Here is a 13475-nt window from a genome sequence, read left to right on the forward strand (position 1 = left end):
CTAGAAAATGTTCTGTTCTTGCTTGTAAATAGGGAGTAGGAGACAGCAGGAAAATAACTCCCCTAGTTTCCTTGCATCCCCTAGCCTTAATAATTGACAGTGACGCGGGGGAGTCGATGTTTAAACCCACAGAGAATTTCCCAGGATATGGTTCCTAACTGTGTAGCCCAATCTTCGGCGGTAATTTCTGTGTGGCGATCGCGTCCTAATAATGTCACCACATCACCAACTTGAATGGTGGGGACGTGACTAATATCAATCATCATCTGATCCATTGTAATTGTGCCAATTTGTGGTAATAATTGTCCTTGGAAAATGACTTGTAGTTTATTGGACAAATTTCTTGGTACTCCATCTGCGTAACCAATTCCCACGACGGCAATTCGCATATCCTGGGGAGCAATAAAGCTATATCCGTAACTGACACCTGTTCCCCCTTGAATCTCTTTGATGTGGGTAATTCTCGCTTTTACTCCTAACACTGGTTGGAGGTGGATTCGTCCTTGGAAATGGGGTGCGGGATAATAACCGTAAATGGCTAACCCCGGACGCACCATGTCGTAATGGAGGGATTTATCGGCTAGGGTTCCCGCAGAATTGGCTAGGTGGAGTTTGGGTACTTTTAAACCTAAATTATCCAATTGGGCGATCGCTTGCTCAAATCGCTGCTGTTGCAACTGCATAATTGTCGGATCTAGACTATCCGCTGTCGCTAAATGGGAATACACACTGGCTATTTCTAGTTTGGGTAAACTGGTAATTAATTGCACAAATTCCCCGGCTTGTTGCCAATCGATTCCTAGTCTAGACATTCCCGTATCCAGTTTGATATGTACGGGTAACTTGTCTGTAAATCCCCCCTGCTCTAATGTTTCCGCGAATACCAATGCCTGTTTCGGACTACATAAAGTGGGCTGCAAATCCCAACTGGCGATCGCTTGAATTTGTTCCCTGGTTTGGGCTGCACCTAAGACCAATATCGGTGCTGTAATCCCATTTTCCCGCAATTGTATTCCTTCGGGTACGGTGGCTACTCCTAACCAATCTGCTCCTGCTGATAGGACTGTTTGCGCTACCGCTACCGCACCATGTCCGTAAGCATCGGCTTTGACTATCGCCATCAATTGGGTCTGACTGGATATGTATGCCCGCAATTGCTTCACGTTCTCTGCTAATGCTCCCAGGTCGATCTCTACCCATGCTCGCTGGGATAACCAGGCTATTGATTCACTTGTGGATACTTCTGGCTTAATTCCATGATTAAATTCGTGGCTTAACATGAATATTTTTCTCTCCCCACACACCACTTCTACAATTCTTGCTCTTCGATTCAACGGCTAGTCCCGCAGGATAATCGCTGCTTAGTTTAATCTTTACATCACCTGGAAAACAAGTTTAGGAATAATATTTATTAAGAAATAATAATAAATATAACAATGTTTGAACTATCAATTGATTTAGATGCAAACCCTCTCGGTTACTTGGTCAGAGCCTGATACCAGTTGCTGTGCCCTGGATACTTGCAATCCACCTATAGCATTTTTACTCTCAATATCTATTGTTTTATATACTACATACGCCTAATAAGCTGTTATGTTGACTGAAGTCTTGATTTTATGTAAATATTGGCTGCTTTTTCTGACTTTTATATGTGATAATACGGATAGATAACATAATAATTACAACTACATGCGGAGAAATCCATCCTTATTAAAAATTTGAGAATAGTGGTATAAAATGTCTGCAACCCACAAACCAACTGGTTTTGTGTTAATATATGTAAAACTAATACCTTGAGAACTGAATCAATGGGGAAGGTTTTAGTCCTGAATGCCTCTTATGAGCCGCTCAACATAACGAGTTGGCGACGTGCTGCGGTTTTGCTCATTAAAGGAAAAGCCGAATGGGTTGAACATAACAGCAAGTATCTTTACGCTAATTTTCCTTTACCGACTGTGATTCGGTTGCGCCATTACGTGCGTGTGCCTTACAAGGAAATTCCTCTTACCCGACGGAATATCTTGCACCGCGATGGGCACACTTGTCAATACTGCGGTTACACAGGAGACGATTTAACCCTTGATCATGTTATCCCGCGATCGCGCGGTGGTGGTGATAGTTGGGAGAATATAGTCACAGCTTGTGTACGTTGTAATGTCAAGAAGGGCAATCGCACACCCCAGGAAGCTGACATGCCATTGCGACATCTACCGCGTCGCCCTTACAGTAGTCTCTACTTTGAGGTCGGGAAGCATCTCAAAACGGGAATGCATAACGAATGGCAGAAATACGTAATCGGGCTTTAACTTTCTACCCTGGTTAATTTCACAGCAAATAGTAAGTTAAACACCCCAGCCTTTGAGGTTGGAGCTGGCAATTTCAACCTTTACTTAGGGGGAACTTAGTTCTTGATGGGGAGTTGCTAAATAACTAGATAACTATATTCAGTTTTCGTCGTGACAGGATTCAAGTCGCGGTCTTGTTTGGTTTGCCGCAACGAACTTAATGAGTTTAGCAAAGAAAATTGTCATAGGCAAGGGTTTGCTGTAAATCAATTTCCATTGACGTGATTTTGGTCTTGCATTGTCGGATCGGTTTGTGGGTGGGAAGGAAAAGAATGGTTAATTGGAGTACCGTTTTGGGCAAGTTATGAAGAAAATATGTGTTTTGTGGGGTTGTATGTGATGATTTGTCCGGAAAACTGGATAATTTCCGAATCAATTCCCTAAAGTTGCATATTTTTGCGAAGATTAACTAATGTGGTTAAACACAACATGCCGAAAGCGAAAACTATGTTGAACGAAAAAGGAGCCTTGCGCATCCACTAGCGTTCCCTATGCAACTTAATTCACTTTCTACTTCGATCGAAACCCATCCACTCATAGGTGAAGCGACATCCATAAACAGCGACTTCGACCCAGAAGGCGTTGAAAATGATTCGTCCAAACTTTTGAGTCAGAATGCTAACGAAATTCCCCATGCGGGTATCACCAAGATCAACACGTTGGCAGGCCAAAAAATAGAAGAATTTCGGAAAGTTTTGACAAAGCACCATTTGGAGAAACATTTGGTTGTATTGCAGGATTTTCCAGACCCAGATGCACTTTCAGCTGCATGGGCATATTCGTTGATTGCTCAACAGTATGATATCAAGTGTGATATCTTTTACGCTGGAGCCTTAAGTCACCAGGAAAATATTGCCTTGGTGAAACTGACTAATTTACCAGCACAACGGTGTCCGTTACAAAATCTGAAATCAAAGGATTTGTCATCCTATCAAGGGTTTGTCCTGGTAGATAATCAGGGAACGACTTCCCAATTGTTCTCAGTGGTACAACAGGCAAATATTCCCCTGATTGCTGTGATCGACCACCATAGTATGCAGGGGGAACTGAAGGCGGAATTTGTCGATATTCGTCCTTCCGTGCGCGCAACTGCGACAATTTTTACCCAGTACCTACAATCGGGATTGCTGACCCTAGATAGTAGTATTAGTGCCCATGTCAAATGTGCAACAGCTCTGATGCACGGTTTACGTTCCGATACGGCTCAGTTAATGCAAGCACAGGAAGAGGATTTCATGGCAGCTGCTTATTTAAGCCGCTTTTATGATTCTCAATTGTTGAATGCCATACTCCAGGCTAATCGTTCTAAACGCGTCATGGACGTGATTGAGCGATCGCTAAAAAATCGAATCGTGCAAAACAACTTTTCCATTGCGGGTGTTGGTTATTTACGCTACGACGACCGGGACGCAATTCCCCAAGCTGCAGATTTTATCGTCACCGAAGATAATGTACATACAGCCGTTGTCTATGGTATTGTCCATGATGAGGACGAAGAGCTAGAAGTTGTGATTGGTTCACTGCGGACAACAAAACTGACTCTCGATCCAGACGAATTTATCAAAGAAGCATTCGGACAGGATAGTAGCGGTCGTTTCTTTGGGGGTGGACGCACCAGTGCTGGTGGTTTTGAAATCCCGATGGGATTTTTGTCTGGTGGCAATGAAAACTCCACCTATGCCAAACTCAAGTGGGAAGTCTTTGACACCCAAATTAAACAAAAATTATTACGTTTGGTGAACCCCAAGGATAACCCGATTCAGACGGAATAGGGTATGGGAGGCAGTATACAGGGGGTGCTGGGGATGGGGTGAAAAAGGAAATTTAATCATGGGTTAAATACTCTCAACTATCAACTTCTCCCCTAGAGGATGTTTGTCAAGCGCCAATAAATACTTTATCAACCACTTCTGGAAGACGGTCGATCAGTTTAAACGGTATATTTTTCGTGATAAACTACTCCCGATTCCCTTCTGGCTACTCCCAACAAACGAGCTTGTTAAGTATTAAAATCAACTTTTAAAACATCCTCTGAAATTGCGGAACACACAAGTCGCACACTTAAATACTGAAAAATAGTAAAATTATCCTACAGCCTAATCAATAGCCCCTAACCCATTACTTGAAATCAGTGGAAGTTTACCTGATCCGTCACGGAATCGCCGAAGAACGTCAAGATGGACTAGATCATCCCGAACGGCAACTCACCAAAGAGGGACGCAAAAAAACCGAAAAAGTTGCCCAACGGCTGAAAGAACTCCAAATAGGGTTCGATTTAGTCTTGACAAGTCCCTATGCTCGTGCCCAACAAACAGCCCAAATACTGACGCAAGTGGGATTATGCCCAAATGTAGAGATTTGTGAATATCTGGCACCAGATGGTAATTTTGGCCAATGGTTAGAAAATTGGTGGCAAAGGCAAGAATTTGGGGATAACTGGAGATTGGCCCTGGTTGGACACGAACCGGATTTGAGTCGGTGGACAGAAATTTTGGTGTGGGGGGAAACCAAAGACCACATAGTCCTCAAAAAAGCAGGTATGATTGGGGTAGAGGTGCCAACAACAGGTTCGCCAGTGGGTCGGAGTCAGATGTTTTGGTTGACACCACCCAGGTTATTGTTGTAACAGATTTTCTGCCATAAAACTCGGAAAAGTTCTGTTAAAACCGATACTGTAATGGCTGTAGGAATTTCTGCTAACTTTAGCCTGAACAAGTAATTAACAAAAAGCAGATGGTGTTGCCATGGTATTGTGCGAATATAAGCCCGGTCTGGAAGGCATTCCTGCTGCCGAGTCCGGTATCAGTTTTGTTGATGGGCAAAAAGGGATACTCGAATATCGTGGCATCCGGATTGAAGAGCTAGCCCAACACAGCAACTTTCTGGAAACCGCGTATTTATTGATTTGGGGCGAATTACCAACCCAAGATGAATTAAAAGCATTTGAGCAGGAAGTGCGATCGCATCGTCGGATTAAATACCGTATCCGCGACATGATGAAATCATTTCCGGAAAGTGGACATCCAATGGATGCACTCCAAGCTTCGGCTGCGGCTTTAGGATTATTCTATTCCCGTCGTGATTTACATAATCCAGTCTACATTCGGGATGCAGTGGTGCGATTACTGGCTACCATCCCGACAATGGTGGCAGCTTTCCAGTTGATGCGCAAGGGTAACGACCCGGTAAAACCCAACGATGACCTGGATTATGCGGCTAATTTCCTCTACATGTTAACCGAGAAAGAACCCGACCCCTTAGCGGCTCGGATTATGGACGTGTGTTTGATTTTACATGCCGAACACACCATGAATGCTTCTACTTTTAGTGCGCGGGTGACAGCTTCAACCCTGACAGACCCCTACGCAGTCGTTGCTAGTGCGGTGGGAACCTTGGGAGGTCCCCTACACGGGGGTGCAAACGAAGAAGTGATCCAGATGTTGGAGGAAATAGGTTCGGTGGCCAATGTCCGTCCCTATGTTGACAGCTGTCTGGAACGAAAGGCGAAAATCATGGGATTTGGACATCGCGTTTATAAAGTCAAGGACCCTCGTGCCACAATTTTGCAGAAACTGGCAGAAGAATTATTTGCCAAATTTGGCCAGGATAAGTACTACGATATCGCCCAGGAAATGGAAGTTGTTGTGGCCGAAAAATTGGCCCACAAAGGCATTTATCCTAATGTTGACTTTTATTCCGGTTTGGTGTACAGAAAACTGGGAATACCCACAGACCTATTTACACCGATTTTTGCGATCGCCCGTGTAGCTGGTTGGTTAGCCCACTGGAAAGAACAACTGGAAGAAAACCGGATTTTCCGACCCACCCAGGTTTATAAAGGTGTTCATGATGTTTCCTATATTCCCGTTGCAAAGCGGTAGTTTGTAGGGAATAGCAGGGGGAGCAGGGGGAGTAGAGGAAATGGATGGTTAGTATATCTTTTTAGTCTTATTCACGATATCCCTCCTGTATCCTGTATTCTGTCTCTGTCTCCTCGATAATTTCAGAAAACTAAATCTTGACTATAAGCAGAAACTCTAATTATCGTTCGTGGGGTGAAAACCATCGGACGATATACTAGGCATGGACGGCAAAAAAAACTTAATTTTTGCCCGCCACGGACGCACAAATTGCCCCTGTATCGTTACAGTAATTAACAGATTGTTTTGGTGTCAATGCCGACGAACTAATGACCTAACTTAGAGCGGAAACATGAATTCAGGAATTGATCTGCAAGGAACGTTTATCGAATCCCTCAAAGCCTTGGGATTGCCAAGTGGTACAGCCAAAGCGATTTGGATGCCACTACCGATGATTTTAATGCTAATTGCGGCAACGGTAGGTGTACTAGTTTCGGTCTGGTTAGAACGAAAAATATCAGCCGCAGCCCAGCAACGGATTGGTCCTGAATATATTGGTCCTTTGGGACTACTTGCACCGGTCGCGGACGGACTCAAACTCGTCTTCAAAGAAGATGTGATTCCAGCCAAATCGGATGCTTTCCTATTCACCTTTGGTCCAATAATTGTTGTATTACCCGTATTCTTGTCCTACATGATTGTACCATTTGGACAAAATTTGGTAATTACCAATGTGGGTATGGGTGTATTTTTGTGGATTGCCCTGTCAAGTATTCAACCAATAGGTTTACTAATGGCAGGTTATGCATCCAATAACAAATACTCATTGTTAGGGGGATTACGTGCTGCTGCTCAGTCGATTAGTTACGAAATCCCCCTAGCTTTAGCAGTTTTGGCTGTGGCCATGATGTCCAACAGCCTCAGCACCGTGGATATTGTGAACCAACAATCGGGATACGGAATTCTCGGTTGGAATATTTGGCGACAACCAGTAGGATTTATTATTTTCTGGATTGCAGCTCTTGCAGAATGTGAACGGATGCCATTTGACCTTCCAGAAGCAGAAGAAGAACTGGTTGCAGGTTATCAAACCGAATATTCGGGGATGAAATTCGCGTTATTTTACTTGAGTTCCTATATCAACCTGGTACTCTCTGCCTTGTTAGTATCAGTTCTATATCTAGGTGGTTGGGATTTTCCCATTCCTTTAAATGTGGTTGCATCCTGGTTTGGTGTTAGCGAAACAAGTCCGATTCTCCAAGTTGTCGCAGCGTCACTAGGTATTACCATGACCTTGCTCAAAACCTATTTATTGGTGTTTGTAGCTATCCTCCTACGCTGGACAGTACCACGGGTACGGATTGACCAATTATTAGATTTGGGATGGAAGTTTTTATTACCCGTTGGTTTAGCAAATCTCTTGATTACAGCTGCATTAAAACTCGCTTTTCCTGTAGCTTTTGGAGGGTGATGGGATTTTGGATTTTGGATTTACGTATGGATTAGCTATTTTGGTTATTTCGTAGACGCAATTACGAATGACCGTCAAGTCGTGAGAAATCCCAAAAGCAGATTTATTTAATTTATTCAGTCACGATTGCGTAACCTGGATTTTGAGCAAGTGAGGGGTCAGTGTTAAGTGATGGAATTATTTTATCTCTACTTCCCAACTCACTACTTCCTAATCCCTATTCAGAGTCAAGTTTTGGGTATTTGCTCTGGGTTAGCTTGATAATTTTGAGATGATGCCAAATCCAAAAATACAAGCTTTAGCTTGACTTTTACGTCACATTGCCAGATAGGATTCTGTCATCGTGAGTTTTTTTCAGACTGAGCTTGTAATTTGAAACCTTGTGGTGGGTATGCACTGAAATCTCAACTGGGAAATTTCCCAAACCAAAACAGAATATCTTAAGGAGAGGATAATGCTGAAGTTTCTCAAACAAGTTGTCGATTACGGCAAAGAAGCAGTACAAGCGGGAAAATACATTGGACAAGGTTTATCAGTCACCTTTGACCATATGCGTCGTCGTCCGGTTACAGTTCAATATCCCTACGAAAAATTAATTCCCAGCGAACGATTTCGCGGACGGATTCACTTCGAGTTTGATAAATGTATTGCTTGTGAGGTTTGCGTTCGAGTTTGTCCGATTAACCTACCTGTCGTCGATTGGGATTTTGAAAAAGCCAGCAAAAAGAAAAAGCTCAAACATTACAGTATTGATTTTGGTGTTTGTATTTTCTGTGGTAACTGTGTTGAATACTGTCCCACCAACTGTCTATCCATGACCGAGGAATACGAACTCGCAACCTACGACCGTCACGAACTAAATTATGATAACGTTGCTTTGGGTCGTTTACCCTATAAAGTAACTAATGACCCGATGGTGACACCATTACGGGAGTTAGTTTACCTACCCAAAGGTGTGATGGACCCCCACGATTTACCTGCAGATGCACCCCGTCCTGGTGCGCGTCCAGAAGACTTGGTAGAACAAGCAGAGAAATAACTTTTGGTTTTGCGATCGCCAAATCTGAGTAATTTTGGATATTGACCACGAAAGTAAGGAAAAAAACGTGAATTTAGCAGAAGGTGTACAGTTTGTTACGTTTACTATCCTAGGGCTGATGATGATTGGCGCAGCGCTGGGTGTAGTTTTGTTTGATAATATTGTCTATTCCGCCTTTTTGCTGGGTGGCGTATTTGTCAGCATGGCAGGGATGTATTTATTATTAAACGCAGATTTTGTCGCCGCAGCCCAATTATTGATCTATGTTGGTGCGGTTAACGTTCTGATTTTGTTTGCGATTATGCTAGTTAACAAGCGGGAAAATTTTGCCCCGATTGCCACTGCATGGGTGCGCAAGGCTGTGACGGGAGTGGTTTGTTTGGGTCTATTTGCGCTGTTAAGTACGATGGTTTTGGCCACACCTTGGTCACTTTCGACTGCAACACCTGTCAGCAACTCGATTGTTGTTATTGGTGAACATTTCTTTAGCGATTATTTATTGCCATTTGAATTAGCATCGGTATTGTTATTAATGGCAATGGTCGGTGCGATTATTTTGGCTCGTCGCGAATATCTACCGGATGTGTCCTCCTCTGCTGATTTGTCCCAAACTGTACTTATGTTACCCGAACGTCCACGGGAATTGGTTTCTGCAAATCAGGATAATGAGTAAGTAAAAGGGAGACGGTCGAAATTTAATTTTTGCTGACTGTTAACTGTTAACCGTCAACCATCAATAAAGTTAAAGACTGGAGAGTGGAGACAGAATACCCAGTAATAGTTAAGCATGATCCGTGGAAGTCAATGTATTTTCGGAATTTTGTCAGTCCGATTAAGTACTCAAAATATATGCTTCCCAACTCCCGACTCCCTTAAATCCAAAATCCAAAATCCAAAATCTAAATTGACAGAAAATGCAACTTGAATACTTTTTATTACTAGCGGCTGCGCTATTCTGTATAGGCATCTATGGATTGATTACTAGCCGTAATGCGGTCCGGGTGTTGATGTCGATTGAGTTATTGCTGAACGCGGTAAATCTCAATTTGATGGCTTTTTCCAATTATCTGGACTCGACTGCAATCAAGGGTCAGATTTTTACGGTATTTGTAATTACTGTAGCGGCAGCTGAAGCAGCTGTGGGATTGGCAATTGTGTTGGCAATTTACCGCAACCGCGATACTGTCGATATGGAGCAGTTTAATCTCCTGAAATGGTAGTTGAAGAGTGGATCTCAATCAGGTAATTATTGCTTATAAAGCACGCGACCCCCAAAGTAAAAGATGGGCGGAAATGTGTGCTAAACAGCTGGAAAATCGCAACTGCCAAGTCTTAATGGGACCGAGTGGTCCCAAGGATAACCCCTATCCGGTGTTTCTTGCGTCTGCGAACCATGATATTGACTTGGCTTTAGTTCTCGGTGGTGATGGTACGGTTTTAACTAGTGCGCGTCATTTAGCCCCGGCTGGAATCCCAATTTTAGGGGTGAATGTGGGGGGACATCTGGGGTTTCTCACTGAGTCGGTGGAGGAATTTCAGGATACGGAGGCGATTTGGGATCGGTTGATTGAAGACCGTTATGCGGTGCAGCGACGGATGATGTTGCAAGCTGCGGTATTTGAGGGACATGGTTCCAGTTCGGAACCAGTGAGTGAGCGCTATTTGGCTTTGAATGAAATGTGTGTCAAGCCTGCTTCTGCTGACCGGATGATTACCTCGATTTTGGAGATGGAAATCGATGGGGAAGTGGTGGATCAGTGTGTTGGCGATGGTTTGATTGTGTCTACTCCAACGGGTTCAACTGGGTATACGGTTTCGGCGAATGGACCGATTATGCACGATGGGATGGAGGCAATCACGGTTACCCCGATTTGTCCGATGAGTTTGTCGAGTCGTCCGTTGATTTTGCCCCCTGGTTCGGTGGTGAGTATTTGGCCTCTGGGGGATAATGATTTGAGTACGAAGTTGTGGACGGATGGGGTTTTGGGTACGTCAATTTGGCCGGGACATCGGGTTGATGTTCGGATGGCGGAGTGCCGTGCTAAGTTTATTATTTTAAGGGAAAATAACTCTTATTATCAAACTTTGCGGGAAAAATTATTATGGGCTGGTACGAGGGTTCGTTATAGTAGTACAAATCATAGTAATTAATTGGTAATTCGTAATATGTAATAGCCTGCGGCAACGCTTCGCGTACGTAATACCCGCTACGCGGGAAGCAAGTTACGTAATTCGTGATAGCCTGCGGTAAGCTACTACGGGTCTACTTAACGTAATTTTTGGGTTTAATTCTCCTTCGTCTATAGGTATATTGATTTGGGTTGGGGTCTAAATCCCCGTCTCAAATGGTCTTTAACTACGAATTACGTAGCGGGTGTTATCAATTACGAATTATTTTTAAGGTGGTGGGATATTTGATGGCTATGAGGTTGCGATCGCGTTTTGTGGGTGATGACCAGGCTGTTTCAAATTCTTCGATGGGGATTTTTCGGGATGCGATCGCTGGTGGTCCGGGGTCATGGCAGTATACTTCTTGATTCTGGATGTTGTATATCAGGATGAAGTGGGGGTCGTAGCCGATTTGGTTGTTGAGTTTACATAGGTTGACTAGACAGATGATCAGGTATCCAGAGTTGAGAAATGTGGTAATGTCCTGGATAGTAGGGTTATAGGGGGATATATTGATACGGGATATAAGTTGTTTTGCGTAAGTAATTTCACTGGGTATGTCGCTAAATTTAGTAATAACTCGCCCTAGTTGTAGTCCAAATCTTTCGTATAAATAGGTTTCTCCCAGGGTGGCAAAGCGTTGATAATCAAAATCTTTTTGACAAATCACTTCAAATCCTTGGTCGAGAAGGTATAGTATTCCCTGGGTATGCCAGGTTGTTTTTGTGTCGCGTTTACCTGTAACTTCCTCCAGTTGGCTATGGTTAAGGGTTTGGGTGGGCGAAAATGTTTGTAATACCATACTCAAACAAGCCTGGAAGCAGTGGATGTCATCCCAATTTGCAACGAAGGGAATTTGTGTCACAGTCTCCAAACTCCAACCAATTTAGATTGTATTTATTTGTAACATTTGCTGGGATGTTTGATGGTGTCAAAGTTTGCAGTTTCGGGAAAACAAGCATTATGGAGAATACAGAATCAATAGGATTTTAGATTTTAGATTTTAGATTTTGGATTTTAGATTTTGGATTCAAGGGAGTCGGGAATTGGGAGTTGGGAAGCATATATTTTTTAGATTTTGGATTCAAGTTTAACTGAACCGTATTGAAATTTAATGGGACAAAGCACTACCCTCACAAAAATACTTTCTCCGCAAACCCGAATTACGTAGCCTACTTCCCCCATAGCAGGTATTACGTACGCGAAGCGTTGCCACAGGCTATTACGAATTACGAATTAGTAATTATTCAAAATCCCATCACTGCTGCGACTGATTTGATATCTGCGGGGATTCCCTGGTGAAATTGACTTTGACTATGTTTGATGGCTGTATCTGGGTCTTTGAGTCCGTTTCCAGTTAACACGCAGACGATTGTCGCACCTTCGGGTACTTGGTCTTTGACTTTGAGTAAACCCGCTACGGATGCTGCACTCGCTGGTTCACAAAAAATTCCTTCCTCAGAGGCTAATAATCGATAGGCGCTTAAGATTTCTTCGTCGGTGACGGCGTTAAATTCCCCTTGACTCGCATCTTTCACGGCGATCGCTTTATCCCAACTAGCTGGATTGCCGATACGAATGGCTGTAGCAATTGTTTCTGGAAATGCTACTGGACTACCGTTGACAAGAGGGGCAGAACCTGATGCTTGAAAACCCATCATTTTCGGTAGGCGATCGCATTTTCCTTGCTGGTGGTATTCACAAAAGCCCATCCAATAGGCGCTGATGTTACCTGCATTACCAACGGGGATACACAACAAGTCGGGGGCGTTGCCTAAAATATCAACCAGTTCAAAGGCTGCTGTTTTCTGTCCTTCGAGACGATAGGGGTTGACGGAGTTGACGAGGGTGACTGGGTAGGACTCCGCAAATTCCCGGACAATTTCTAGGGCACGGTCAAAATTACCTTGAATTGCTAACACTTCGGCTCCGTACAATAGGGCCTGAGCTAGTTTCCCTAGTGCCACATAACCATCGGGTATTAATACAAATGCTCGCATTCCTCCACGACGGGCATAGGCGGCGGCGGCGGCGGAGGTGTTGCCGGTGCTGGCGCAAATGACCGCTTGCGCTCCTGCTTCTTTGGCCTTACTTACAGCCATTGTCATTCCCCGGTCTTTGAAGCTACCTGTGGGGTTGAGTCCGTCGTATTTGACGAATACACGAACTTGTTTACCGATATGGGCTGCGATATTGGGGACGGGAATCAGGGGTGTGTTTCCTTCCAATAGGGTGACGACCGGAGTGCGATCGCTCACTGGTAGGTAGGGGCGGTAGGCTTCAATGAGTCCAGGCCAAGGTTGGCGGTGGGATTTGGCAACAGTCAGGCTTACAGTCATCCGATTTGGGATTTGGGGTTTGGGATTTTGGATTACCCTGGGGGTAGGTTTTTTGAGTTTGTTGGCGGACTTCTAATTTGACAAATTTCCCTGACGGAGTGTCCTTTTGGGGGAATCCGATACTGGGGATAATTTATCTATCGAAGTTTCCTTGCTAGCCGCAGTCAGGTTGACAATAATTCTGAACTCGCGGCTAACGCAACATTTTAGTTTACCTGTTTACATGTACCAATGGGAAGAGTTTTAAATTTT

At 43.8% G+C, this 13475-nt stretch carries 12 protein-coding genes; 9 read left to right on the forward strand and 3 right to left on the reverse strand.

All coding sequences use genetic code 11. From position 1 onward, the window contains the following. Positions 1 to 86: 86 nt before the first annotated feature. Complete coding sequence (gene alr / locus CDC37_RS07505; RefSeq protein WP_096621198.1) at positions 87 to 1280, reverse strand: alanine racemase; 1194 nt, start codon at positions 1278 to 1280, stop codon at positions 87 to 89. A 528-nt stretch (positions 1281 to 1808) separates the two neighbouring features. Between alr and CDC37_RS07510 the strand changes: the two genes are divergently transcribed. The 9 genes from CDC37_RS07510 to CDC37_RS07550 all read left to right on the forward strand — a co-directional run bounded on the left by CDC37_RS07510 (position 1809) and on the right by CDC37_RS07550 (position 10866). Continuing rightward, the gene (locus tag CDC37_RS07510; RefSeq protein ID WP_096621199.1) at positions 1809 to 2306 is read left to right on the forward strand and encodes an HNH endonuclease; all 498 of its coding nucleotides are present in this window, start codon (positions 1809 to 1811) and stop codon (positions 2304 to 2306) included. Positions 2307 to 2836: 530 nt separating this feature from the next. Further along, positions 2837 to 4117 carry a DHH family phosphoesterase gene (locus CDC37_RS07515; protein WP_096621200.1) on the forward strand — a complete coding sequence of 427 codons (1281 nt, stop codon included), beginning with the start codon at positions 2837 to 2839 and terminating at the stop codon, positions 4115 to 4117. Positions 4118 to 4476: 359 nt separating this feature from the next. Next, positions 4477 to 4971: a phosphohistidine phosphatase SixA gene (gene sixA, locus CDC37_RS07520; RefSeq protein WP_096621201.1), complete on the forward strand. Its 495-nt coding sequence runs from the start codon at positions 4477 to 4479 to the stop codon at positions 4969 to 4971. 118 nt (positions 4972 to 5089) lie between these two features. After that, a complete protein-coding gene (locus tag CDC37_RS07525; RefSeq protein ID WP_096621202.1) occupies positions 5090 to 6226 on the forward strand; it encodes a citrate synthase in 1137 nt (378 codons plus the stop codon). Positions 6227 to 6557: 331 nt separating this feature from the next. Next, on the forward strand, positions 6558 to 7676 hold the full coding sequence (gene nuoH / locus CDC37_RS07530; protein ID WP_096621203.1) for an NADH-quinone oxidoreductase subunit NuoH: 1119 nt from the start codon (positions 6558 to 6560) through the stop codon (positions 7674 to 7676). Between the two features lie 454 nt (positions 7677 to 8130). After that, positions 8131 to 8715, forward strand: coding sequence for an NAD(P)H-quinone oxidoreductase subunit I (gene ndhI, locus CDC37_RS07535; protein ID WP_096621204.1), 585 nt, complete (start codon positions 8131 to 8133; stop codon positions 8713 to 8715). Positions 8716 to 8782: 67 nt separating this feature from the next. Then, a complete protein-coding gene (locus CDC37_RS07540; protein WP_096626000.1) occupies positions 8783 to 9388 on the forward strand; it encodes an NADH-quinone oxidoreductase subunit J in 606 nt (201 codons plus the stop codon). A gap of 241 nt (positions 9389 to 9629) precedes the next feature. Beyond that, positions 9630 to 9935: an NADH-quinone oxidoreductase subunit NuoK gene (nuoK, locus tag CDC37_RS07545; RefSeq protein ID WP_096621205.1), complete on the forward strand. Its 306-nt coding sequence runs from the start codon at positions 9630 to 9632 to the stop codon at positions 9933 to 9935. Positions 9936 to 9942: 7 nt separating this feature from the next. Next, positions 9943 to 10866 carry an NAD(+) kinase gene (locus CDC37_RS07550; protein ID WP_096621206.1) on the forward strand — a complete coding sequence of 308 codons (924 nt, stop codon included), beginning with the start codon at positions 9943 to 9945 and terminating at the stop codon, positions 10864 to 10866. A gap of 229 nt (positions 10867 to 11095) precedes the next feature. On the opposite strand, the gene CDC37_RS07555 is transcribed toward CDC37_RS07550, so the two are convergent. Continuing rightward, positions 11096 to 11749, reverse strand: a complete 654-nt coding sequence (locus CDC37_RS07555; RefSeq protein ID WP_096621207.1) for a cysteine peptidase family C39 domain-containing protein — start codon at positions 11747 to 11749, stop codon at positions 11096 to 11098. Between the two features lie 382 nt (positions 11750 to 12131). Continuing rightward, entirely contained in the window at positions 12132 to 13223 is a 1092-nt protein-coding gene (gene thrC, locus CDC37_RS07560) for a threonine synthase (RefSeq protein WP_096621208.1), read from the reverse strand. Between the last annotated feature and the right edge of the window lie 252 nt (positions 13224 to 13475).

This window comes from Calothrix sp. NIES-3974 (assembly GCF_002368395.1).
GTDB lineage: Bacteria > Cyanobacteriota > Cyanobacteriia > Cyanobacteriales > Nostocaceae > NIES-3974.